Raw genomic sequence first — 25252 nt, forward strand, 5'->3', positions numbered from 1 at the left:
AGCGGCGCGGGGCAGCCGTGGCCGGCGCCCCGCGATGGGCCGATCAGGCCTGATGCAGGCCGAACTCCGCCCGAGTCGTCTTGCCCTTGTCGTCGATGCCGTCGGGCGTGAGCTTGGGGTCCTTCAGTGACACGCGCTTGTCGTCCAGCTTGCCCTTCAGCCACGTCTGTACGGCAGCGGCGCGTCGATCAGCCAGGTCATGCATGGCCTTGGCATCCACGGCGACATTGGTTTCCATCAGGCTGCGCATTTCGTCGGGCTCGAGCGACTTCTTCAGGCCGATAACGTTTTTCGGCTTGCCCTTGAAGTCGTCGTCCTTGTAGGCGCGTTTGAGGTAGCGCTCGTACTCGTCGGGCGTCACGTTGACCGCGGCCAAGGCCGCCGCCGAGGTGTCGGCACCCTTGCCCGTCTGATCCAGGGCCTTCTGCTGGCGAACCATGTTGTCCACGGTGACCTTGCGCAGGCCGTCCTCGTCCTTGGACGGATCGACCCGTCCGGTGATGTCCAGATTGAGCGCGGGCTTCTGGTTGAGCATGGCGACGATCTTGCCGAGCCGCTCCTGGGCCTGGGCGTCCAGCACGGCGGAACCAGGCTCGAACTCGACAAAGCCCAGGTCCTCGTGGCTGCCGCCACTGAAGGCAGCTCCCAGCAAGCGGAACGGCGCGGTGGCTGCTTTGGCGATCAGGTTGCCGATGGCGCGCCAGATCAGGCCACCCATGCTGAACTGCGGATCATCCAGGGAACCGGACACCGGCACGTTCACATCGATATTGCCCTGGGTGTCCTTGAGCAGCGCCACCGCCAGCTTCACCGGCAGATGGGCAATGCCGGGGCTTTCGTCGCGATCGCCGAAGGTGAGCTGGGTGATGAAGATGTGGTTGTCCGCATTGAGCTTGCGCTGGTCAAGCGTGTAGTGGACATCCATCGTGAGCTTGCCCTGGGTAATGGGGTAGCCCGTATAGCGGGTGGAATACGCGGTGAGGCGGGTCAACTCGACGTCGTTGGCCTTGCCCTTGATGTCGAGGAAGGCCACCGGTTGCAACGGATTGATGGTGCCGTCGATATCAACGGGCGAGTTGTCGTCCAGTGCGGCCTGCACCGATAGAGCGGCCGGCGGACCGCCTGCCGCACTGCCGATGGTGCCGATCTTGCCGGTCAACTTGGTGAGGTTGGCGGTGTAGTTGGGCTTGATGAAGTTGTCGGTGTAGTTGAGCTGGCCGTTCACCAGCGTGATGCCGCCGATAAGAATGTCCGGCGCAGGGCCGGCGGGCGCCGTCGTGGCCGCTGCTGTCGTGGCCACGGCCGCCTGTGGCTTGGGAGCGGCAGGCGCGGCAGGCGTGCTGCCTTCGGTACGGGTCACCGACACCGGCGCGGCTTCCGGTTGCGCGACGACTTCGGACAGGTTCAGCTTGCCGCTCGCATTGACGATCACGCGGGCATAGAACGAACTGAGCACGAGGCTGCCGATATGCATGCGCGGCGCGCCGCTGCCGTAGGTCAGCTCGACGTTGCTGGCGCTGAGCGTCCGCCAGCGCAGGAAGTCGTCACCGGTGAGCTTGTCCTGGATGCGCACCTGTTCCAAGGCCGCGTTGCCGCGGTAGGTGAAGGCGGGCACCGTGCTGCGGCCGTCGTAATGCAGCTTGCCGTCGCTGCTGATGCGAGCGGTGGAGATAGTGACGTTCAGCGGTACGCTGATGTACGACTCGAACGGCGCAATGTCCAGCTGCTTGGTGCTGAGCTGGAGATCGGCCATGGTGGGTAGCGGCTGCAGCTTGCCAGTGGCGACAAAGCTGCCCTTGCCGATGGCGCCACTGAGCTTGAGATCGCGCGGCTCGTTGAACTTGTCGCTGAGATGTTCCAGGCCACCCGTCAGCGACTGGATGTTGATCGTTACCGGCTTGTCGCCAGCCGCCAGGTCGGTGAGCGCGACCGACGCGTTGTCGAAGCCGAGATGGGCGATGCTCCAGTGCCACGGCGGACCACTGTCCGGGGCGGCCTGGCGTCGTGTGTTCTTGACCGCGAACAAGTCGACGATGCTGATGTGCTGGTTTTTGCTTCGCTGTACATCCAGGCTCAGGTTGCTCGCGGTCACCGTGCCCAGCTGGATCTGGCGGCTGGCCAGATCGATCAGGGTGAGCTCGGCTTCGAGCTTGCCCCAAGCCACCGGTGCGCCGTGACCGCTGAATTGCGGCTCGAGGGCAAAGTCCGTGACGGTGGCATGGGCGTCGGCAAGATGCACATTCGTCGTCTTGCCCCAGTCGAGCGTCAGTGGGCCAGTGGCGTCGAGTTTGCCCTTGGTCATGCGCGCGCCCACGGTCGGCGCGGCCATGGCCTGTAGCGGCACCATCTCCACCTGTTTCAGGCCGAGCGTCGCCACGAGCTTGGATGCCGGCAAGTCGAGCGAGCCCTTGGCGGTGATTTCGCCCTCAAACAGCTTGCCGGTCAGATCGAGCTTCGCCGGCGGCGCGGCGAGCATGCTCAGGCCTTGCAAGTTGCCATGCAGGTTGAGCAGGTCGAGTTTGTTCTGGGTTGCGTCGGTGTAGTGGACGGTGCTGTCGCTGAGCACGAGCGATGCGATGCGCAGGTCGGTCGGTGTGGTTGGTTTGCCGGCCTCTGCCGGCGCAGAAGAGGCGGTGAGCGCGTCAAGGTTGCTATGCCCGTCCGCACCCTGCGCGTAAAAGAGCTGCGCCCGATCCAGCTTCAGCACGCCGAGGTGATAACGCGACACCAGTGGCTGCACGTCGACCAGTTCGGCGCTGCCGTGACCCACCTGGGCTATGGCGGCACCGTGGCTGCTGTCGAGGGCGAAATCATCCAGCTGCAGGTTGCCGGTGAGCTGCAGCTCCGGCGTCGACTTGGTCTGCACGAAATGCAGGTCCAGCGTGCCGCTCAGCAAGCCCTTGGGGATGGCGATGGGCAGTGGTGTAGGCGCGTAGCCGATGTAGCGCGAGAGATCGAGTCGATCGAGCTGGAAGTTGATGGTCGACTCGCGACTGTCGGCAAACGGCTTGGTATGGCCGTCGATACGCAGCGCGCTGCCGTCCACGCGCATCGCCAGCAGCGGTTGCACGAAGACATCGGTGTCGCTGGGCAGGTTGGCGATGAAGGGGATACCCAGTTCCAGTTGTTCGACGTGATGATTCGCCTTCATCAACTGGTCGTCGAACTGGATGTCGCCGTTATGCACGCTGATGTTGGAGAGCGCGAAGCGCGCGGGTGGCGTCTTCGGGTCCGTCGGCTTGGATGCGTAGCGGTCGATCAGGTCGCTGAAGTTGAAGCGCTGGTCCGCCGTGCGCACGATGTGGATGCGCGGATGCTGCAGGGCCAGTTCGTCCAGCACCGGCGCCATGCGGAACACCGACGTCCAGGACGCATCGATCACGGCCTGGTCGATATCCACGAAGGGCGACTTGCCGTCTCGGTCGGCGATATGCAGTTGGTCAAGCTGCAACCGCAACGTGTAAGGGTTCAGGTGCGCGGCGCCCACGGTGACCGGTCGCTGCAGTGCGGCGCTGGCGCGAGATTCGATCTGCGAACGGATGATCGAGGGCGCTGCCAGGAAACCGAGCAGTCCGAAGACCAGCAGCACGATGGCCAGGATCAGCAGCGTCTTGCGTACGCGGTGGGATCGATAGACGGTGAGGGCGCGATCGCGTCCCTTGGCCATGAAAGGGTTGCTGAACAGATCAGCCATGCGAACGATGCTCCCGTATCATCGCGCGCCGACCGTGCACCGCCCTCTGGCCGTGCACCTTCACAATCCTGGCGATTCTGTCGGCCGCCCTGGTTGCAGTGTACTAGGGCGATCCTGACCGCAAAGCGTCTTCCCCACCGATTGGCCGGTGGGGAAGCGCGTTATGTGATGGCCTTGTGGAAACTCAGTTCCAGGAGCAGACGACCTTGCCGCACTTACCGGCGTCCATCAGGTCGAAACCTTTCTGGAAGTCGTCGATGGCGATCTGGTGCGTGAGCACCTTCTGCAATGGGAAGCCGGTCAGCACCATCTGGGTCATCTTGTACCAGGTCTCGTACATGCGGCGGCCGTAGATGCCCTGCATGGTGAGGCCCTTGAAGATCACCTTGTCCCAGTCGATGCCGGCGCCCTTGGGCAGGATGCCGAGCAGGGCGATCTTGCCGCCGTGGTACATGCAGTCGAGCATGTCGTTGAAGGCGCGCGGGTTGCCGCTCATTTCCAGGCCGATGTCGAAGCCTTCCATGTGCAGGTCCTTCATCACGTCCTTCAGCGACTGGTTCGCCACGTTCACCACGCGGGTGGCGCCCATGTCCGCCGCCAGCTTCAGGCGATAGTCGTTGACGTCGGTAACGACGACATTGCGTGCGCCCACGTGCTTGGCGATACCGGCGGCAATGATGCCGATCGGGCCGGCGCCAGTAATCAGCACGTCCTCGCCGATCATGTCGAACTCCAGCGCGCAGTGCGCGGCGTTGCCATACGGGTCGAAGAACGCGGCCAGCTCGGACGGGATCTGGTCCGGGATTGGCCACAGGTTCGAGGCCGGCATGGTCATGTATTCAGCGAACGCACCGTTGCGGTTCACGCCGATGCCGACCGTGTTCGGGCACAGGTGCTGGCGGCCGGCGCGGCAATTGCGGCAGTGGCCGCACACGATGTGGCCTTCGGCCGAGACGCGATCGCCGATCTTGTAGCCAGTGACGCCCGGGCCGATCTCTACGATGCGGCCGACGAACTCATGGCCGATGGTGAGGCCGGGCTTGATCGTGCGCTGCGACCAGTCGTCCCACTTATAGATATGCAGATCGGTACCGCAGATCGCGGTCTTCTCCATCTTGATCAGCACCTCGTTGGGGCCGACCTCGGGAACGGGCACTTCTTCCATCCAGATGCCCTGTTCGGGCTTGCGCTTGACCAGGGCTTTCATCATCTGCGGCATGGGACTTCCGTGGGGAGGGCGGGAAAACGCCAATTATAGAAGGGCGGACGTTGCGCCGCTTTCGTGCAGTGCAGCGTGGCCGAGGGAGTGGTTCGGAACTATTGGCGTAAGTTCGTGCGATTGTTTGCGGGGAACCGTCCTTTGGGCGGGCGACGGGTCCGTCGTCAGCAACGATGGCCTGGTGCCGACCAATCATCATGTGGAGTTTGGTGTCATCCAATACAACAGCCATGCGAAGCGCGACCTGATTCAAGACGGCTTCGTGGCTCAGGACCGCGCCCAGGAGGTGAGGACGAAGACGCCATGTTGAGATGGATCGATGGACAGCCCACGGCCAACGTCGTGCGCCCCCAGATCAATCAAATGAACCCATTGATCGCTGCGGGCAACGCCACGCAGGAAGGCGACCTGCTACTCGGCCTGACGCAGCGCGTGAATCCGGTTACCAGCAGCGCGATGAGGATCTCATCGCCGGCATACGTCGCCAGGTGCGGTGGCGCCATGAGGCAGCCGTGGAGAAGCGGCTGCTGAGTGCGCTACTCACGCGCTATCAGAAGTTGCCGGAATCACAGCGCCTGCCGGAGCTTGATGCAGCTTTTGGCAAGGCCGCGGAACTGGCAGCAAAGCGGAGTTCACACGGGTTTCATGACGCGAAGCATCTAGTACGCCGGGCCTACGCCACCATCCTTAGGGGATAGCCATGGAAAAGCATTCGGACGATTGCTGCGCGCATGTTGAAGCCGACGGTCAGCGGCGAAGGCTACTCAAGTCCGCACTCGGGTTCGCCGCGGTAAGTGCCCTGGGCGGTCTGCCGTGGGTGATGCCGGGCGTAGCCGAGGCGGCGGCGCTCACCAGGGAACTGCGTGACGCGATGACCCCGGACCAGGTTATCGCGGCGATGAAAGAAGGCAACCAACGCTTCCGCTCCGGCAAAGGGATGGCGCACGACTATCTTGCGCAGAAGCGCGCCACCGCGGAAGGCCAGTTTCCTGCGGCGGTGATACTTAGTTGTATCGATTCGCGTGCGCCGGCTGAGATCATTCTCGACATGGGGATCGGCGAAACCTTCAATGGTCGCGTGGCAGGCAATATCGCCAACGACGATCTGCTGGGCAGCATGGAGTTCGCATGCGCCGTGGCGGGTGCCAAGCTGGTGCTGGTGATGGGCCACACGGGATGCGGTGCGGTCAAGGGCGCTATCGACGGAGCCAAGCTGGGGAACCTGACGGGCCTGCTCGACAAGATTAAGCCCGCGGTCGATGCCACGACCTTCAGCGGCGATCGCAGCAGCAAAAACGATGCGTTCGTTGATGCGGTAGCCGCCACCAATGTTCGCCACACCATCGATGAGATACGCCGCCACAGTTCGGTACTGGCTGGACTCGAGCGGGACGGCAAGATCAAGATCGTCGGCTCGATGTATCAGCTGGTGGGTGGCAAGGTCGATTTCCTGAGCTGATTATCTCGTGCTGTGAAGCGCGTAGCGTCGGACAGTGGCCGTCGGGGGAAGGCGCTACGCCGGTTACACTGGCGCCATGCCTGCTTCTGCCATTTCCTTTGAGCACCGCCCACCCGCGATTTTCCTGATGGGGCCAACGGCCTCCGGGAAGACCGCGCTTGCCTGTGCGCTCAGCGAGCGTTTTCCGGTCGACTTGATCAGCGTCGACTCGGCCCTGGTCTATCGCGGCATGGACATCGGCACGGCCAAACCTGACCAGGCCACGCTGGCCCGCTATCCGCATCGGTTGATCGATATCCGCGATCCGGCCGAGCCCTATTCGGTGGCGGATTTTCGCGCCGACGCCCTGGCGGCGATGCGGGAAATCACGGCGCAGGGCAGGGTGCCACTGCTGGTGGGCGGCACCGGGCTGTATTTCCGCGCGTTGCAACAAGGCTTGTCGCAACTGCCCGAGGCCGACCCCGCGATCCGCGAACAGCTCAGCGCCGAGGCGGCCTTGCTCGGCTGGCCGGCCATGCATGAGCGCCTCGCCCAGCTTGATCCGGCCGCGGCCGCGCGTATTGGTGCAAACGATGCGCAGCGCGTGCAACGCGCACTCGAGGTCATCCAGTTGACTGGGCGGCCGTTGTCCGAACAGCAGCGGGGCGGTAGCGGCGAACGCTTCCCCTGGCGCGTGCTCAAGCTCGCCTTGCTGCCAGCGGACCGTGCGCCATTGCACGAGCGGATCGCCCAGCGTTTCGACGCCATGCTCGCCGACGGATTTCTCGATGAAGTGCGCGCGCTACGCGTGCGCGGCGACCTGCATGCTGATTTGCCGGCGATACGGGCGGTGGGCTATCGACAGGCCTGGGAACACCTGGATCGCCAGACGGATGCCGCCGAGTTCCGTGACCGGGGCATCTTCGCCACGCGGCAACTGGCCAAGCGGCAGATCACCTGGCTGCGCAGCGAGCTTGATGCACGAGTGTTAGATCCGGCACAGCCCGGCTTGCCGGAACATGCCGAACAGGCCCTGGCGCTCTTTCTCGGACATCCCGTCTAGAACCTGGGGATCGCTTCGGCGAGGCGGCTTCTAAACGTCTTCTTCACACCTGCCGAAAAGCTGCATTTTCTCTTTCATCAACGATTTAAAAGTGGTTAATATTCGAAGCATTGGGTCGGGGCGCCAGGTGCGTCTTTTCTCCGGCCTGTCCGTTGCGAGGGGAGAACATAACAATGTCCAAAGGGCAATCATTGCAAGATCCATTTTTGAACGCATTGCGCCGTGAGCGCGTCCCGGTCGCCATCTACCTGGTCAACGGCATCAAGCTTCAGGGCACGATCGAGTCCTTCGATCAGTTCGTGGTGCTGCTGCGCAACCAGGTCAGCCAGATGGTCTACAAGCACGCCATTTCCACCGTGGTACCGAGCCGCAACGTGCGCATGGGCAATGGCCATGACGGGCACGACGGGCCCGGTGACGCGCCAGCCGGGGCCACCGACGCGGAAGGTTGATTCAGCCGGCCCGACAACCCATGTGGATAGGGCGCCGAGTCGCTTAGACGCGGTGCGGCGTCATCCGTTGGTCGTGTATCGACATACACTTCACCATTCCGGCATGGTTCCGTGGGCCGGTGGCTTGCGGGGCGGCCCATCCATATAGGTCATCCCACCCTCGTGTTTGATCGTCAAAAGAAAGGCGACCGCGCCGTACTTGTTCTCCCGCATTCGCGCGGCGAGGGTGATGCGGGGCAGCGTGCCGAAGAATTCGCCGAGCTGGTGAAGTCGGCTGGTGCCGAGATCCTGGCCAGCATCGCCGCCCGCATCGACGTGCCCAATCCCCGCTATTACATCGGCACCGGCAAGGCCGATGAGGTTGCCGAAGCGGTGCGGGCGCTCGACGCGGATGTGGTGCTGATCGACCACATCCTGTCGCCGGTGCAGGAACGCAATCTTGAGAAGCTGCTCAATATCCGCGTGGTCGATCGTGCAGGCCTGATCCTGGACATCTTCGCCCAGCGTGCCCGTTCCCACGAAGGCAAGCTCGAAGTGGAACTGGCCCAGCTCAAGCACCTGGCCACCCGCCTGGTGCGTGGCTGGACCCATCTGGACACCCAGCGCGGCGGTGCCATCGGCAACCGCGGCCCCGGCGAAACGCAGCTGGAAACCGACCGCCGGCTGCTGGCCGAGCGCGTCAAAATGCTCACCAAGCGGTTGGAGAAAGTGCAGACGCAGCGGGGCCAGCAGCGCCGTGCGCGCTTGCGCAATACGGTGCCGCGCGTGGCCCTGGTGGGCTACACCAATGCCGGTAAGTCGACCTTGTTCAATGAGTTGACCGAAGGCGAGGTGTTCGCCGCCGACTTGCTGTTCGCCACCCTCGACCCGACCGTACGCAAGCTCGATGGCCTGTCCTGCGGGCCGGCCGTGCTGGCCGATACCGTGGGTTTTATCCGTGAGCTGCCGCATGATCTGGTGGCCGCTTTCCGCGGCACCCTGGCCGAAGCGCGTGACGCTGACCTGCTGCTGCACGTCAGCGATGCCGCCGACGAAGAGCGCGAGCGCCTGTCGCGGGTGGTCGACCGCGTGCTCGAGGAAATCGATGCAGGCGACCTGCCGCAATTGCGGGTGATGAACAAGATCGACCTAGCCGGCGTCGAACCGCGCATCGACCGCGATGGCGAGGGGCGGCCGCACACGGTTTGGCTTTCCGCCGCCACCGGCGCAGGGCTGAATCTGCTGCGCCAGGCGCTGGGCGAACTCCTCGGTGGCGAGCGAGTGCAGTCGGAGCTGCATCTGCCGTTGTCTGCCGGTCGCCTGCATGCCCGCCTCAAGGCGGCGGGCGCGATTGCCGGCGAAGTGGTGGACGAAGATGGCTGGCGCCTGGCCATCGATGCGCCGCGTAGCGTCATTGCGCCCCTGAGCGGTGGCAGTGCCGCCGAGGCGGCCTTGCTGCAGGCATTGCTGGGGACCGTCGAGGAACCCCTGTAGTAACGCCGCTCAGATCGACCAGGACCGAGGCGCTCCTCGCCGGGAGGGGCGCGCAAAAGCCGCGCTGCGGCACAAGATCGGGGGCAGGCTCAAGCGGGGGAGGAATCCCCGTCCGGCTCTGATAGAATCACCAGCGTTTGTGCGGCCTTTCCGTGCCTCGGCGGCACACTTGCCACGACGCGCCCTAGCCACCATGTCTAAACCCGTTCAACGTGCTTTCCGGCCAAAGTTGCCGGCCTCCCAGCGGCCTCAAGGAGACTGACCATGGCCTGGAACGAACCCGGTAACGGGCAACGTGATCCCTGGGGCAAGAACCGCCAGTCCGGCAACAAGCCGGGCCTGGAGGACATGCTCAAGCAGTTTCGCAACCGTCTCGGCAACTTGGGCGGGGGCGTCGGGGGCATTTTTACCATTCTGCTGGCGCTGGTATTGGCCTGGTTGCTGATCAGCAGCTACACCATCGTCGATGCGCGCCAGGCTGGCGTCGTGCTGCGCTTTGGCCAGTACTCGCGCACGCTTCCGCCAGGCTTCCATCTCAAGCTTCCCGCGCCGATCGAGACGGTTACCAAGGTTGGCACCACCGAAATCCGTTCGGTGTCGGACAAGGTGCGCATGCTGACCAGCGACGAGAACATCATCTCGGTCGACTTCAACGTGCAGTACCAGGTCGCCGATGCGCGCAAATACCTGTTCTCGTTGAGCGGCCCGCCCGAAGACACGTTGCGCCAGGCGGCCGAGGCGGCCGTGCGCACCGTGGTCGGCGCCAATGTGATGGACAACATCCTGACCAGCCAGGGCTCCGAGCCGACCGTTCCGGCTGTGCCGGCACCGGCAAGCAGCACCGCCGCTACCAGTGCTTCCACCGTGGCAGCCGTTCCGGTAACGCCGGCGGCGCCGGCTGTTGCGCAGACCCGCGACACATTGCAGCAGCAGACGCGCGAAATCCTGCAGGCCACGCTGAACGAATATGACGCCGGCCTGCTGGTCACCGACGTCAGCTTCCAGAACGTGGCGCCGCCTCAGGAGGTGAAGGACGCCTTCGACGACGTCAATGCCGCGCGCGAAGACAAGCAAGGTACCGAGAACAACGCCCGTGCCTATGCCAGCCAGGTGGTGCCGGTGGCTCGCGGCGATGCCGCGCGCATTTCCGCCGAGGCGCAGGGCTACTCCGCCCAGCGCGTGGCCATCGCCACCGGTGAAGCGGCCCGCTTCAACCTGATCCTCAAGGAATACAAGGCCGCGTCGGACGTGACTCGCAGGCGCCTGTGGCTAGAGACGGTCGAGGACGTCATGTCCAAGAACCCGAAGGTGCTGGATGGTTCCGGCGGTCGCAACATGATTTATCTGCCGCTCGATCGCGTGACGGGCAAGGAAGTGCCGGGCGTGGGCGCGGTGATGCAGTCCGCGGGCAACGATGCCCTGGTCGGCAAGGAGAAGCAGCCATGAAGTTCATCTCCGGCATCATCGTTGTGCTGATCGTGCTGATCGGTTTCAACAGTCTGTTCATTGTGAGCGAAGGTGAAACGGCGCTCGTGCTGCAGTTTGGCCGCATCGTGCGCACCGGTGACCAACCCGGCCTGCACTTCAAGTTGCCCTTCGTGCAGCAGGTGATGACGTTCGACAACCGCATCCTCACCCTGGAAGCGCCGCCCGAGCGCTACTTCACCTCGGAGAAGAAGAGCGTCAACGTCGACTTCTTCGTGAAGTGGCGCATTGCCGACACCGCCACTTATTACCGCGCCACCGCCGGCGACGAGCTGCAGGCGGCCAATCGCCTGACGCCCATCGTCAAGGATGCGCTGCGCTTCGAGTTCAACGGTCGCACCCTGCAGGAGCTGGTGGCTGCTGGCCGCAAGGACGTGACCGAGCGCGTGCGCAAGCAGACCGATGCGGCGGCTGGCAAGAGCCTCGGTATCACCGTGGTCGACGTGCGCATCAAGCGCATCGACCTGCCGGACGAAGTGAGCGAGTCGGTCTACAAGCGCATGCGCGCCGAACGCACCCAGCTGGCCAACGAGCTGCGTTTCACCGGCCAGCAGGCTGGCGAGACGATCAAGGCCGATGCCGACCGCCAGGCCCAGGTCATCAAGGCCGAGGCTGAGCGCGATGCGGCCAAGGTGCGTGGCGAGGGTGATGCCCAGGCGGCGGCGATCTACGCGCAGGCTTATGGCCAGGACCCCGAATTCTTCGCGTTTTATCGAAGCCTGGCGGCGTATCGTAAGTCGTTCGAGGACGGCAAGGGCGTGCTGGTGCTGAAGCCGGATTCGGAGTTCCTGAAGTATTTCAACGACGGCGCATCGTCCAGGCATTGAGTGGTAATGGACGATGTCGCGTGAGCTGCTGCTGGCCTTATGCCTGATGCTGGTGATTGAGGGTCTGGTGTTGTTTGCCGCGCCGCATGGCTGGCAAGCCACCATGCGCGAGGCGGTAAAGCTAAGCCCGCGTACGTTGCGCCTGTTCGGTGCAGCGGCCATCGGTATCGGTCTGGTAGCGCTGCAGCTGATGCATTGAGTTAACGCGGTAGATGGGCCGTTCAATCCATCGCGCCTCACCGGCGCTGGAGTGACGAGCAAGCCTCTTCAGCCGAAACCAATCGCCCCGCCCGGGGCATCCAATTTCCAAATTAGCGAGAGCAACATCATGGGCAAGTCAGTAGTCATCCTTGGTGCTCAGTGGGGCGACGAAGGCAAGGGCAAGATCGTCGACCTGTTGACCGAGCGCGTTGGCGCCGTGGCACGTTTCCAGGGCGGCCACAATGCCGGCCACACGTTGGTGATCGGCGGCAAGAAGACCGTGCTGCACCTGATCCCCTCGGGCATCCTGCGCGACGACGCGCTGTGCCTGATCGGCAATGGCGTGGTGTTGTCGCCCGCCGCGTTGAAGCAGGAAATCGAGGAGCTGGAAGCGCAGGGCGTGGAAGTGCGTTCGCGCCTCAAGATCAGCCCGGCCACGCCGCTGATCATGCCGTACCACATTGCCGTGGATAAGGCGCGCGAGATCGCTGCCGGCGGCAAGGCCATCGGCACCACCGGTCGCGGCATCGGCCCGGCGTACGAAGACAAGGTGGCTCGCCGCAGCGTGCGCGTGGCCGACCTGATGTATCCGCACGAGCTGCCGGAAAAGATCAAGTGCGCCGTCGAGTACCACAACTTCATCCTCACCCAGTGGCTGAAGGCTGAGCCGGTCGACTTCCAGACCGTGCTGGATGACGCGCTGGCCTATGGCGAGTTCATCCGCCCGATGGTGGACGACGTCGCCACCATCCTGCATGACGTGCGTAAGGAAGGCGGCAACATCTTGTTCGAGGGCGCGCAGGGCGCGCTGCTCGACATCGACCATGGCACCTATCCGTACGTCACCTCATCCAACACCACCGTGGGCGGCGCGCTGGCCGGCACCGGCGTGGGCGCGGGCGACATCGACTACGTGCTGGGCATCTGCAAGGCTTACGCCACCCGCGTCGGCGGCGGTCCGTTCCCGACCGAGCTCAACGACGAGATGGGCGAGCGCCTGCGCAAGGTCGGCAACGAGTTCGGCGCCAGCACCGGCCGTCCGCGCCGCTGCGGCTGGATCGACCTCGTCGCGCTGAAGCGCGCCGTGCAGATCAACGGCATCAACGGCCTGGCCATCACCAAGCTCGACGTGCTCGACGGCCTGCCGACCATCAAGGTCTGCATCGCCTACGAATATCGCGGCAAGCGCCGCGAACTGGCCCCGCTCGACGCGGATGGCTGGGACGAGTGCAAGCCCGTCTACCTCGAGTTCCCGGGCTGGGAAGAATCCACCGCAGGCATCCGCGACTGGAACAAACTTCCGCCTGCCGCCCGCGCCTACCTGCGTGCCGTCGAAGAACTCTCCGGCTGCCGCCTGGCCCTGGTCGCCACCGGCGCGGACCGCGACGACACCATCGTGCTGGACGACCCGTTCGCCTGACTCGTGGCTGGTGGTTGAACTGCAAAAGCCCCGCATTGCGGGGCTTTTTGTTTGCGCTCATGATCGCGTCTGCGGCGGGCGGCGTGGGTCGCCTGTCACCGTTCCGTTTTGCTTCGATCTTCGTTGGTGTGCCGGCGTGTTGGGTTGGTCCCGCCGTCTAGGCGCGACCTGACTCCATAAGGACCTAAGTATGCGCAAGCTTCTGGTATCCGCCATCGCACTGGCCTTGGCCGGCGTCTCGTTCACAGGCATGGCCGCGCCGGCCGATCCCACGCCAGCGACGGCCTTGACCACGACCCAGTTGCCGCGTGCCGTGCGACCCACGCATTACAACGTGTCGGTGGTGCCGCATGCGGCAAGCTTGAGCTTCGACGGCAAGGTCAGCGTGGATATCGAGGTGCTCGAGCCCACCACCAGCATCACCCTCCATGCCATCGACATGAGCTTCAGCTCGGTGCAGCTGGCGGGGCCGAAGGGCGCGCCGGCGTTCGCCGCACCCAAGGTCAACGTCGACGACGAGGCACAGACCGCTACCTTTACTTTCGACCGACCGATTCCCAAGGGCAGCTACACCTTGGCGATGGCCTATACCGGCAAGATCGACACGCAGGCCAATGGCCTGTTTGCGATCGACTACGACAGCCAGGCCGGCAAGCGGCGCGCGCTGTTCACCCAGTTCGAGAATTCCGACGCACGCCGTTTCATTCCCTCGTGGGATGAGCCTGCGTTCAAGGCCACGTTCGACCTGGAGGTCACCGTGCCGTCGGATCAGATGGCGGTCAGCAATATGCCGGTCGCGTCGAAGACCGACCTCGGCAACGGCCTGACGCGTGTGCGTTTCCAGCCGTCGCCGAAGATGTCTACTTACCTGCTGTTCTTCGGCACGGGTGAATTTGATCGGGCGACCACCACCTCCGATGGCACGGAAATCGGTGTGATCACGCAGAAGGGTTTGTCCTCGCAAGGCGCCTTCACGCTGGAATCGGCCAAGAAAGTGCTGCACGAGTACAACGATTATTTCGGCGTGCCGTATCCGCTGCCGAAGTTGGACAACGTGGCTTCGCCCGGCAGCAGCCAGTTCTTTTCCGCGATGGAGAACTGGGGCGCGATCTACACCTTCGAATACGCACTGCTGCTCGACCCGTCCATCTCGACCCAGTCGGACAAGCAGGGGGTGTTCAACACCGCAGCGCATGAAATGGCGCATCAGTGGTTCGGCGACCTGGTCACCATGCGCTGGTGGGACGACCTGTGGCTCAACGAAGGTTTCGCCTCGTGGATGGCTGCGCGTACCACCGAGAAGCTGCATCCGGAATGGAATACCGCGTTGGACGCCGTGGATACGCGCGAGTCGGCCATGAGCCGCGATGCAGTGGCTACCACGCACCCGGTGGTGCAGCACGTCGATACCGTCGAGCAGGCCAGCCAGGCGTTCGATGCGATTACCTACTCCAAGGGTGCGGCGGTGATCCGCATGCTGGAAGGCTACGTCGGCCCCGAAGCCTGGCGCGCCGGCGTGCGCAATTACATCAAGGCCCACGCCTACGGCAACACCGTTTCCGACGATCTGTGGCACGCGATGGATGCCGTTGCGCCGGGCAAGCAGGTCACCACCATCGCGCACGATTTCACCTTGCAGCCGGGCATTCCGTTGATTCGGGTGGAAGCAGGCGCCTGTATCAACAACACGACCACGCTCAAGCTCAGCCAGGGCGAGTTCACCAAGGATCGCCCCGACAAGACGCCATTGCGCTGGCATGTGCCGGTCATTGCGCAAACCCAGGGCGGTACGCCCGTACGCACGCTGGTGGACGGCGAAGCCACGCTTAAGGTGCCGGGTTGCGGGCCGGTGATCGTCAATGCAGGGCAAAGTGGTTACTACCGCACGCTCTATGCACCGGCGCAGTTCGCCACGCTCGAGGCGAGCTTTGCCAAGTTGCCGCCGATCGATCAGCTCGGTCTGTTGAGCGATACCTGGGCGCTGGGCATGGCCGGTCTGCAGCCGGCGTCGGACTTCCTCGACCTGGTCAAGGCCACGCCGGCGAATGCCGACCCGCAGATCTGGGATCAGGTGGCGGCCAGCCTTTCCGCGCTCAATGACTACTATCGCGGCGATGCCACGCGACAGGCGGTTTTCCGCAGCTTCGCCATCAAGCAGCTGGCGCCGGTGTTCGCGCGCGTCGGCTGGGAGTCGAAGCCGAATGAAAGCGTGCCCACCACGATCCTGCGCAACCGCCTGATCAGTGTGCTTTCCAGCCTGGGTGATCCTGGCGTCATTGGCGAGGCGCGCCGCCGCTATGCAGCGCAGGCGACGGATCCCAAGGCCATGCCGCCGGAGTTGCGCAAGACCGTCCAGGCTGTCGTTGGCAGGCATGCCGACGCCGCTACCTGGGACCAGCTGCACGCGGCCGCCAAGGCCGAAAAAACACCCTTGGTAAAGGACTGGATGTACGGGCTGCTGTCCTCGGTCGAGGATGAGGCACTCGCCAAACGCGCACTCGAGCTGGCGCTCACCGACGAACCCGGCGCCACCAACAGCGCCAGCATGATCAGAGTCGTCTCCCGCCTGCAGCCCGAGCTTGCCCTCGACTTTGCCTTGGCGCATCGGGAGCAGGTGGACAAGTTCGTCGACGCCAGCTCGCGCAGTCGTTACTACCCGCCGCTGGGCGCCAACTCGTTCAACCCGGCAACCATCGACAAGATCAACGCTTACGCCAAGACCTACCTCGCCGAAGGCTCGCGACGCGACGCCGAGACGGCTGTAGCCAACATCAAGTACCGCCTGTTGGTTCGCAATCAACGCTTGCAGGAGATTGATGCGTGGTTGGCGAAGAACGGCCGTTGAGGGAGCTCGCAGCTAGCAAGGATTAAGCGAGGTGGAGGAGTCGGCCAAGAAGGCTGAAAGGTCTCCCGTCCGTCATCCCTTCGACTATTGAAAGCCGCATGGATGGCGATCTCGTGACGTCTGCACTGAGAAGGAGCGGGAGGGCGAGCTAACGCCCACCCGCTCCCTGCAGGCTTACCTTCCCAAGTCACTCAAGATCCGCTTGGTGTACTGCAGCGGCGTGCTGGTGCTGACCGAATTACACGTCGGCGAAGCGGTGCTCTGGCTACACGGCGTATCGCGATCCAGTGACCAGAAGTGCACGCCGGCGAGGCCGTTGGCGACGGCGTAGTTCACCACGGAGTCGGTGTTGGCGATCGAGAAGTTCTCGTTCGACGTATCGTTGACACCAATCATCGGGGTCAGCTCGATCTTGCTGGCCGGGATGCCGTAGGTATGCTCCAGGTTTGTTACTGCCTGGATCGCGGACTGGCCCATGTCGCAGACGCTGCCCGATACCACGCAGACTCCGCTGCTGGGGCCGCCGTAGTCCATCGTCATCAGGTTGATGGTGTAGTTGGTCAGGGTGGAAGCCTTGATCGCTTTCACCACCGAGTCGCCGAGGCTGTTGAGGCCGCCGTAACTACCGTCCGACGCGCCCAGCGTGGCCAGCGTGAACGAGAAGCGCAGGTTCGGATACACGCTCTGGCCGTATACCGCGGCCGCGACCAGGGCGTTGATCTGGGCCGAGCTCTGACCACCTTCAATATCAAAGTCGACGCCAATCAGCTGTGGCGACATATACCGCGAAAGGAACGCAGCGAAGTTCGCCGTGCTGCCGCAGGTGAAGGTGCCCGCCTGGCCGCCCGTGGAGACGATATAGGGTAGGCCAGCACTGGAGAGTGCTGAGACGTTGGCACTGGCGAAACTGGCGCCGGCCACGCCGCCCCAGTTCTCGCTACCGCATTCACCGGTGGCGAAGGCGAGGGTAATCCCGCTGAGATTCGTCACGTAGTTCGACTTCAGGCTGCCACTGCCGACGACGGGAATCGCCGAACCTGTGGCGGCCGCCGTCTGCATCACGTTGGTGTTCCAGTTGAGGTTTACCGTGATGTCTTTGTACGGACTGAACACAAGATTCTTTCCTGTCCCCGGGGCGGGCGCGGGTGGAGGAGTCGTGCCACCGCCGGAGCCGCCACCACTACTTCCGCCACCGCTGCCGCTGCCGCACGCGCCCTGGGAGGTCCACGGTTGGCCGGAGCCCGAACCGCCGTTGTTGGTGGCCGGGTCATTGCCCTGGGTCCACCAGTTGGCCTTGTAGTTGATGCCACTTTCGCTGGCTGTATTGCCGGCCGTATAGACGGCCGAAGCACTCCAGGCGGCCGCACAGGCCGGAAGGCTCTGTGCCTGCACCGTCTGCACGGGCGCCATCGTCATCAAGCTCATGGCCATGGCGCCGCCTGCTGTGGAGCCGAGGGCATGAAGTGCTGTACGTAACCACACGACCGATTGCTTTACACGCATGAGTGATCTCCTGGTGATATTGCATCGTTACGGCGGATTGTTCCTGGGCGACAGGCCGTGTTCCGGTCGGCCATCTGGGCTGGTCGCATCAAAGCGTCCCTGCACACGCCACGGCGTCCCGTGGTCGGAGCGATGTCGTCATGAGTCCCCAATGACAACGTTGTCTCCATCGTTGCCGGCAAACTGTGACGGTTGCCGTGAAATTGCAAAGCCGTGACAGGTGCATATGGCGAGACGGTTATCTCCCGCAATGCAGCACGTTTATGCGACATCTCGGCGTGCGCACGAACAATTCGAGATGATTGTTGGCTTTGATGGATGATGCGTCGCGAAACTGCCGTCTTCGCCCCAGCGGGCGCTTGTTGTCTTCATGCCGGCGCTAGCTGACAACGTTGTCTGCAAGATCTGCTGGCGGCGAGCTGCTGCGGTGATGCCACGAGACGCCTTCCTGATCTTGTTCCAGTGCGGCATGACAAAGAAAAAGGGCTCCGCATGCGGAGCCCTTCTTGTTGTCGGCGAGCCTTTGTGGCGTTACGCCACGTTCGGTTCGCTGAAGGCTTCGATCTCGCCCTTGAACGCTTCTACCGGCACGCAGCTGCAGAACACGTTCTTGTCGCCGTAGACGTTGTCCACGCGCGCCACCGGCGACCAGTACTTCTGCAGCTTCAAGCTGGGCAGCGGGAAGGCAGCCAGTTCGCGCGGGTAGGCATGGGTCCACTCGGTCGCCGACACCATGGCGGCGGTGTGCGGAGCGTGCTTGAGCGGATTGTCTTCACGATCAAGCTTGCCCTCGTCCACGGCGCGAATCTCGTCACGGATCTGGATCATCGCGTCGATGAAGCGATCCAACTCGTACTGGCTCTCGCTCTCGGTCGGTTCGACCATCAGCGTGCCGGCTACCGGGAAGCTGAGCGTCGGGGCATGGAAGCCGAAGTCGATCAGGCGCTTGGCCACGTCTTCCGCGCCGATGCCGGTGGCATCCTTGAGCGGACGCAGGTCGAGAATGCACTCATGCGCCACCAGGCCGTTACGGCCGGTGTAGAGCGTCTCGTAATGCGGCGCCAAGCGCTTGGCGACGTAGTTGGCGTTGAGCAAGGCCACCTGGGTGGCGCGACGCAAACCACTGTCGCCCATCATGGTGATGTACATCCAGCTGATCGGCAGGATCGAAGCCGAGCCGAAGCTCGCCGCCGAAACCATGCCTACTTCGCCCTCGCCGCCGAATGTGCGCGGCAAGAATGGAGCGAGATGCGACTTCACCGCGCAAGGGCCCACGCCCGGGCCGCCGCCGCCGTGCGGAATGCAGAAGGTCTTGTGCAGGTTGAGGTGCGATACGTCCGAGCCCCACTTGCCGGGCTTGGCCACGCCGACCAGTGCATTCATGTTGGCGCCGTCGGTATACACCTGGCCACCGTGCTCGTGCACGATCTCGCAGATCTTGACGATGTCTTCCTCGAACACGCCGTGCGTGGACGGGTAGGTGATCATCAGTGCGGCAAGGCGATCGCTGAACTTCTCGGCCGCGCGCTTGATGTCGTCGACATCGACGTTGCCGTTTGCGTCGCACTTGGTCACCACCACCTGCATGCCGCACATCTGCGCGGAAGCGGGGTTGGTGCCGTGGGCCGATTCCGGAATCAGGCAGATATCGCGATGCGCTTCGCCGCGCGAGCGATGATAGGCGCGAATCGCCAGCAGGCCGGCGTACTCGCCCTGCGCACCTGAGTTCGGCTGCAGGCTCACCGCGTCGTAGCCGGTGCATTCCACCAGCATCGCTTCGAGTTCTTCGATCAGCTGCTTGTAGCCGGTGGCCTGGTCGGCCGGCGCCAGCGGATGGATATTGCCGAACTCCGGCCACGTCACCGGGATCATCTCGGCGGTGGCATTGAGCTTCATGGTGCAGCTGCCCAGCGGGATCATCGTGCGATCCATCGCCAGGTCCTTGTCGGCCAGCGAACGCATATAGCGCAGCAGCTCGTGCTCGCTGTGATGCGTGTTGAAGGCCGGGTGGGTGAGGAACTTGGTCTTGCGCTGCAGGCCCACCGGCAGTGCGTCGCTGGTGGTTGCGTCGAGCGCATCGATATCAGCAATAGCCGCACCGAACAATGCAGCCACGGCGACCACATCGGCACGCGTGCTGGTCTCGTCGAAGCTGATGCTCAGGTTGTTGCCATCAATCGGGCGAAGGTTGATGCCGGCGGCGTGTGCCTTGGCGTGCAGCGCGACAGCGTCTACACCCGTGACGTGCAAGGTATCGAAGAAGTTGTTGCCCACGGCTACACCAGCCGTACGCAGCGCGCCGGCCAGGATGGCGGCAAGACGATGCACGCGACGGGCAATGCGGATAAGGCCTTCCGGACCGTGATAGACGGCGTACATGCTGGCCATCACTGCCAGCAGCACCTGGGCGGTACAGATGTTGGACGTGGCCTTCTCGCGGCGGATGTGCTGTTCGCGCGTCTGCAACGTGAGGCGGTAGGCCGGCTTGCCTTCGGCATCGATGGAGACGCCGATCAGGCGGCCGGGCATCGAGCGCTTGTAGGAGTCGCGGCAGGCCATGAAGGCGGCATGCGGGCCGCCAAAACCGAACGGCACGCCGAAGCGCTGGGTGTTGCCCACCACGATGTCGGCGCCCCATTCGCCCGGCGAGGCGATCAGGGTCAGCGCGAGCAGGTCGGTGGCGACGCAGACCACGCCGTGGCGTGCATGCACGTGGTCCGCCAGCGCCTTGTAGTCGCCGATCTGGCCGAACGTGTTGGGGTATTGCAGCAGCACGCCGTAGCTCTCGACGTGGGTGGCTTCGCTGTCGTTACCGACGTGCAGCTCGATGCCCATCGCTTCGGCGCGGGTCTTGAGCACTTCCAGCGTCTGCGGATGCACGGCGTTGGAGACGAAGAACACGTTCGACTTCGACTTGGCCGAGCGCTTGGCCAGCGTCATTGCTTCGGCCGCGGCGGTACCTTCGTCCAGCAGGGACGCGTTGGCGATCTCCATGCCGGTGAGGTCGGCGCACATGGTCTGGAAGTTGATCAGCGCTTCCATGCGACCCTGCGAAATTTCGGCCTGGTACGGCGTATAGGCCGTGTACCACGCCGGGTTCTCGAGGATGTTGCGCAGGATGACATTCGGCGTGAGGGTGCCGTAGTAACCCTGGCCGATGAAGCTGCGGAACACCTGGTTCTTGTCGGCAATGGCGCGGATCTTGGCCAGCGCTTCCACTTCGGTGATCGGCGAGGGCAGGGCCAGCGGGGCCGGCGACTTGATCTTGCCCGGCACGATGGCGTCGGTCATCGCTTCCAGCGAGTCGTAACCGAGCAGGCGCAACATGGTGGCGATTTCGGCATCGTTGGGGCCGATATGACGCTCGATGAAAGCGTCGTGGTGCTCGAGGTCACGCAGGGAGGGGGTAGCGTTCTGACTCATGACAAGGGCGTCCGGAAATGGCCAATAAAGGCCGGACGTGCAAGCCGCACGTGGAGCGCCCCTCTGTCCTTTTGCCTGAGAGTTTGGAAGCTTGCGCTTCGTGCCCCTTCGGCGCCGGATTCAACCGGTCTCTCCAGAGTGTTGTTGCGGGTGATGGTATGGGGCCTGAGCGATTACGGGCGTTGCGCCTTCGGCAGCGGCTCTCACCGCTTCTCCCACCACGCGCTAGCCCCTAATTATAGAGTGCGGCGGGGCAGTTTGCCTCCCTATCGGGAAGAGACTTCGGTTGCACTGCCTCCTGGGCGCTTAGCGCTTGTGGCAGATCGTCTCAGGAGGCTTAAGATGAAAGGCCCGCCCCCCCCCGGAGCCCTCGATGAAACAGCCCCCGTTCCGACTGGCTCAGATTGATCACGTGGTGCTGCGCGTGCGCGATATGGTCGCGATGGAACGTTTCTATTGCGATGTATTGGGTTGCCGGGAGGAGCGTCGGCAGGACGACATCGGCCTGGTGCAATTGCGCGCCGGTGATTCGCTTATCGACTTGATATCGCTCGACGGCAAGCTGGGACGGGTGGGCGGCGCGGCGCCAGGCGTGGAAGGTCACAACATGGACCACCTGTGCCTGCGGGTGGAGAACTACGACGAAGCTGCCATCGTTGCCCATCTGAAAACCCATGGTGCACGCGTCGGCGAGATCGGCTCGCGCTATGGCGCCAAGGGCGAAGGTCCATCGATCTATCTATACGACCCCCAGGGAAACATGGTGGAGCTGAAAGGTCCGCCGGCCGCTTGAGCGGTAGCGCCGGAGCACTCGGCCAGCCTTCACCTGGCGCAACCGCTCGCCGGGCTACAGTGAAACAGATGCTCTGACGGATCGCAGGCGGTGACACGTCTCACCTTGCGCCGCTGCGCAAGCCCAAGCCTCACGCTGACGCCACGGGACCGGCGACGGCTCAGGTGCCGCCCACGGTCCCATCCCGATAGTCGATCTTGTTGAGGAGTACGAACATGGCGACCTACGTCTCCCTTACTCACTTCACGGACCAGGGTATGCGAACCGTCAAGGACACGCTCAAGCGGGCCGAGGCCGTCAAGACGGCGGCAGGAAAATATGGCGCGAGGATCAAGGATATCTATTGGACGCTCGGGCAATACGACATGGTGGTCGTCATCGAGGCTTCCGACGAACTGGCGGCTACCGCATTTGCACTGACCATCGGCGCTGCCGGCAATACGCGCTCGCAAACCTTGCGTGCTTTCCCACCGGAAGAAATGCAGGCCATTCTGAGTAAGGTCGGATAGTGCGGACCGCGTTCGATTCCGAGCTGTACCCGGAAACGAAGAAGCCCGCCTTGCGGCGGGCTTCGTCTACAATTGGTGCCCAGGAGAGGACTCGAACCTCCACGGTTTTACCCGCTAGTACCTGAAACTAGTGCGTCTACCAATTCCGCCACCTGGGCAGGTGTCCCGCTGCTTTATGGGCTGCGTGAGCCGCGTAGATTAGGCATGTGACGGTAGGTTGTCAACTATTCTTTCACTGATTTTTCATCGAGCCGCGGTGTTCGCGGTTCGACACCCCAGACAAAGGCAAGGATGTGACCAAAAAAAAGGAACCGCGCAGCAGCAAGCAGGGAGCCAAGCAAGGCCCCGCTGCGCCAAAGAAAGCCGCTCCCCGCGCCAAGCGCTCGGCGCTCGATCCGACCCCGCGCAAGCGGGTGGGCGAAGTGAGCGACCCGCATGCGGAGCGCGAGGCGCAGCGCTATGAGCGTCCCATTCCCAGTCGTGAGGCGATCCTCGCCCTGCTGGCGGAGCGGGGCGAGTTGTTGACCGAGGCGCGCATCGCCGAGACGCTGTCGCTGCACGACGAATACGACATCAATGCATTGCGCAAGCGCCTCGGCGCCATGGTGCGCGATGGCCAGTTGCTGCTCGGCCGCCGCGGTGGCTATGCACCGACCAACAAGCTCGACCTGATTCCCGGCGTGGTGCTGGCCAATGCCGAAGGCTACGGCTTCCTCAGGCCAGATGATGGTGGCGATGACCTTTATCTTTCGCCGCAACAGATGCGCATGGTGTTGCATGGTGATCGCGTGCTGGCCAGTGTGGTGGGTATCGACCGTCGCGGCCGCAAGCAGGGCGCGATTGTCGAAGTGCTCCAGCGTCGCTCGCCACGACTGGTCGGTCGCGTGGTGATCGAAAACGGCGTGATGCTGGTGGCGCCCGATGATCGGCGCCTGCACCAGGACATCATGATCGTGCCGGGGCAGGACCTGGGCGCACGCTCCGGCCAGATCGTGGTGGCAGAAATCACCGAGCCGCCGACGCCGCATCGTGGGCCGCTCGGCGCGATTCGCGCGGTACTGGGTGAGCGGCTGCAGCCATCACTCTTGGTGGAGATGGCGATCGCCAGCCACGATCTGCCGCACGAATGGCCGGACCCGGTGATGCGCGAAGCGGCGCAGGTCGAGCCCGAGGTAAGCGCGGCGGAGCGCGAGGGCAGGATGGATCTGCGCGCGTTGCCGCTGGTCACCATCGACGGCGCCGACGCGCGTGACTTCGACGACGCCGTGTTCGCCGAGCCGCGTCGTGGTGGCGGTTACCGACTGGTCGTCGCTATCGCTGACGTATCGCACTATGTGCAGGTCAATGCCGCGCTGGACCGCGAAGCCTATCAGCGCAGCACGTCGACCTATTTCCCGGGTTTTGTGGTGCCGATGCTGCCGGAGACGCTCTCCAACGGCATCTGCTCCCTCAACCCCAAGGTCGAGCGCCTGTGCATGGTCTGCGACATGCAGATCGATGCCGAAGGCGTGGTGATCCGTTCGAAGTTTTACGACGCGGTGATGCGCTCGCATGCACGCCTGACCTACGACCGCGTGTGGCAAGCCATTGGTCTCAATGATGCGGATGCGCGTCACGAGCTGGCTGACGTGATGCCGCAGCTGGAGCACCTGCATGGGCTCTACAAGCTGATGGCCGCGCAGCGCAAACGCCGCGGCGCCATCGATTTCGAGACACCGGAAGTGAAGTTCCGTCTCGATCAGACCGGTGAAGTGGCCGCCATGGGCGCCACTCAGCGCAACGATGCGCATAAGCTGATCGAGGAATGCATGATTGCCGCCAACGTGCAGGCGGCTCTGTTTCTGGAAAAAAAGAAGATTCCCGCGCTGTTCCGCGCGCACGAGCCGCCGCCGGCGGAAAAGTACGAGGATCTGCAGCAGTTCCTGCGCGAGTTCAAGTTGCGCATGCCACCCGTCGAGGACGTGACGCCGGGCGATTTCGCCGACGTGCTGCGGCTGGTGCAGGATCGCCCGGAGCGAGAGCTGATCCAGTCGGTACTGTTGCGCGCGCAGAGCATGGCTGCCTACCAGCCGGACAATCGTGGGCACTTCGGCCTCGCGCTGGAGGCGTATGCGCACTTCACGTCGCCGATCCGCCGCTACCCCGATCTGTTGGTGCATCGCGCGATCCGCTATGCCATCACCGGCGGCAAACCGTCGGGGTATAGCTATACCCCGACCGAGATGGCGAACATGGCCGTGCACTGCTCGCAGCGCGAGCGCCGTGCCGAAGAGGCCGAGCGCGATGTCGATGAGCGCTTCAAGTGTGCGTGGATGTCCAAGCACGTGGGCAGCGAATTCGAAGGCACCGTCACCGGAGTCACCTCGTTCGGCCTGTTTGTGGAGCTGGACGAATCGAAGGTATCGGGGCTGGTGCATATCAGTCAGCTTTCCAACGATTACTACCACTTCGATCCGGTTCGCCATCTGTTGAAGGGCGAGCGCACGGGTGCGCAACATCGCCTGGGCGATCATGTGCGCATCCAGGTACTGCGTGCCAGCCTGGAGGATCGCAAGATCGACTTCCGCCTGGTGGCACCGCGCGCTGAAGCCAAGCCGACTGGCACCGAACGACGCTATGACTATGCCGCTGCCGGTGATCGCTACTCGCTGCCCGCAGGACGCAAGGCGACGACGCGGCCGGGCTCGCGCGATAATGCGGGCACGGTCGTACCGCGAGCGGCGGCAACGGGCAGGAAGGACGCGCCGGTCGCCGACAAGCATTCGTCGGGTGGGAAGAGCCCGGCGGCTGGACAAAGCATGTTCTCCAAGGTCAAGTCGGCGGCCCAGGGCAAGTTCAAGGCAGTCAAGGCTGCTGCGTCCAAGGCAACCTCCAGAGCCCGCAAGGGCAGCAATAAGAAAGGCTAAG

At 63.7% G+C, this 25252-nt stretch carries 16 protein-coding genes, 1 tRNA gene, 1 pseudogene and 1 riboswitch; of the genes and pseudogenes, 13 read left to right on the forward strand and 5 right to left on the reverse strand.

Going from position 1 to position 25252, the window contains the following annotated elements; all coding sequences use genetic code 11:
• Positions 1 to 43 precede the first annotated feature (43 nt).
• Together OUZ30_RS06840 and tdh are read right to left on the reverse strand one after the other, a co-directional pair.
• The gene (locus tag OUZ30_RS06840) at positions 44 to 3694 is read right to left on the reverse strand and encodes a DUF748 domain-containing protein (RefSeq protein WP_266181476.1); all 3651 of its coding nucleotides are present in this window, start codon (positions 3692 to 3694) and stop codon (positions 44 to 46) included.
• Between the two features lie 184 nt (positions 3695 to 3878).
• Positions 3879 to 4913 carry an L-threonine 3-dehydrogenase gene (tdh, locus tag OUZ30_RS06845; RefSeq protein WP_266181477.1) on the reverse strand — a complete coding sequence of 345 codons (1035 nt, stop codon included), beginning with the start codon at positions 4911 to 4913 and terminating at the stop codon, positions 3879 to 3881.
• A gap of 148 nt (positions 4914 to 5061) precedes the next feature.
• On the opposite strand from tdh, the pseudogene OUZ30_RS06850 reads away from it, so the two are divergent.
• The 10 genes and pseudogenes from OUZ30_RS06850 to OUZ30_RS06895 form a co-directional block, all read left to right on the forward strand.
• Positions 5062 to 5199, forward strand: a pseudogene (locus OUZ30_RS06850) (S46 family peptidase); the annotation flags it as partial.
• Between the two features lie 414 nt (positions 5200 to 5613).
• Positions 5614 to 6372, forward strand: a complete 759-nt coding sequence (locus OUZ30_RS06855) for a carbonic anhydrase family protein (protein WP_266181478.1) — start codon at positions 5614 to 5616, stop codon at positions 6370 to 6372.
• Between the two features lie 76 nt (positions 6373 to 6448).
• Positions 6449 to 7414: a tRNA (adenosine(37)-N6)-dimethylallyltransferase MiaA gene (gene miaA / locus OUZ30_RS06860; RefSeq protein WP_283255877.1), complete on the forward strand. Its 966-nt coding sequence runs from the start codon at positions 6449 to 6451 to the stop codon at positions 7412 to 7414.
• A gap of 173 nt (positions 7415 to 7587) precedes the next feature.
• Entirely contained in the window at positions 7588 to 7866 is a 279-nt protein-coding gene (gene hfq, locus OUZ30_RS06865) for an RNA chaperone Hfq (protein ID WP_266181479.1), read from the forward strand.
• A gap of 162 nt (positions 7867 to 8028) precedes the next feature.
• Positions 8029 to 9339: a ribosome rescue GTPase HflX gene (hflX, locus tag OUZ30_RS06870; RefSeq protein ID WP_266181480.1), complete on the forward strand. Its 1311-nt coding sequence runs from the start codon at positions 8029 to 8031 to the stop codon at positions 9337 to 9339.
• A 264-nt stretch (positions 9340 to 9603) separates the two neighbouring features.
• A complete protein-coding gene (gene hflK / locus OUZ30_RS06875) occupies positions 9604 to 10785 on the forward strand; it encodes an FtsH protease activity modulator HflK (protein ID WP_266181481.1) in 1182 nt (393 codons plus the stop codon).
• Entirely contained in the window at positions 10782 to 11651 is an 870-nt protein-coding gene (gene hflC / locus OUZ30_RS06880; protein ID WP_266181482.1) for a protease modulator HflC, read from the forward strand. Before hflK ends, hflC begins: the two co-directional genes overlap by 4 nt.
• A gap of 13 nt (positions 11652 to 11664) precedes the next feature.
• Positions 11665 to 11850, forward strand: coding sequence for a DUF2065 domain-containing protein (locus OUZ30_RS06885; protein WP_266181483.1), 186 nt, complete (start codon positions 11665 to 11667; stop codon positions 11848 to 11850).
• Positions 11851 to 11979: 129 nt separating this feature from the next.
• The gene (locus OUZ30_RS06890; RefSeq protein ID WP_266181484.1) at positions 11980 to 13272 is read left to right on the forward strand and encodes an adenylosuccinate synthase; all 1293 of its coding nucleotides are present in this window, start codon (positions 11980 to 11982) and stop codon (positions 13270 to 13272) included.
• 190 nt (positions 13273 to 13462) lie between these two features.
• Entirely contained in the window at positions 13463 to 16117 is a 2655-nt protein-coding gene (locus OUZ30_RS06895) for a M1 family metallopeptidase (RefSeq protein WP_266181485.1), read from the forward strand.
• A gap of 174 nt (positions 16118 to 16291) precedes the next feature.
• On the opposite strand, the gene OUZ30_RS06900 is transcribed toward OUZ30_RS06895, so the two are convergent.
• Together OUZ30_RS06900 and gcvP are read right to left on the reverse strand one after the other, a co-directional pair.
• Positions 16292 to 17620 (reverse strand): carbohydrate-binding protein, encoded by a 1329-nt coding sequence (locus tag OUZ30_RS06900; RefSeq protein ID WP_266181487.1) that lies wholly within the window; start codon positions 17618 to 17620, stop codon positions 16292 to 16294.
• A 531-nt stretch (positions 17621 to 18151) separates the two neighbouring features.
• Positions 18152 to 21043 carry an aminomethyl-transferring glycine dehydrogenase gene (gcvP, locus tag OUZ30_RS06905; protein WP_266181488.1) on the reverse strand — a complete coding sequence of 964 codons (2892 nt, stop codon included), beginning with the start codon at positions 21041 to 21043 and terminating at the stop codon, positions 18152 to 18154.
• A 53-nt stretch (positions 21044 to 21096) separates the two neighbouring features.
• Positions 21097 to 21190: riboswitch (glycine riboswitch) on the reverse strand.
• A 226-nt stretch (positions 21191 to 21416) separates the two neighbouring features.
• Between gcvP and OUZ30_RS06910 the strand changes: the two genes are divergently transcribed.
• Positions 21417 to 21836: a VOC family protein gene (locus OUZ30_RS06910; RefSeq protein WP_266181489.1), complete on the forward strand. Its 420-nt coding sequence runs from the start codon at positions 21417 to 21419 to the stop codon at positions 21834 to 21836.
• A 215-nt stretch (positions 21837 to 22051) separates the two neighbouring features.
• Positions 22052 to 22345 (forward strand): GYD domain-containing protein, encoded by a 294-nt coding sequence (locus OUZ30_RS06915; RefSeq protein WP_266181490.1) that lies wholly within the window; start codon positions 22052 to 22054, stop codon positions 22343 to 22345.
• A 73-nt stretch (positions 22346 to 22418) separates the two neighbouring features.
• Here the strand turns inward: OUZ30_RS06915 and OUZ30_RS06920 are convergent.
• Positions 22419 to 22503, reverse strand: a tRNA-Leu gene (locus tag OUZ30_RS06920).
• 135 nt (positions 22504 to 22638) lie between these two features.
• Between OUZ30_RS06920 and rnr the strand changes: the two genes are divergently transcribed.
• On the forward strand, positions 22639 to 25251 hold the full coding sequence (gene rnr / locus OUZ30_RS06925; protein WP_425601478.1) for a ribonuclease R: 2613 nt from the start codon (positions 22639 to 22641) through the stop codon (positions 25249 to 25251).
• Position 25252: the final 1 nt, after the last annotated feature.

The sequence above is a fragment of the Dyella humicola genome, assembly GCF_026283945.1.
In the GTDB taxonomy this organism is placed as follows: domain Bacteria; phylum Pseudomonadota; class Gammaproteobacteria; order Xanthomonadales; family Rhodanobacteraceae; genus Dyella; species Dyella humicola.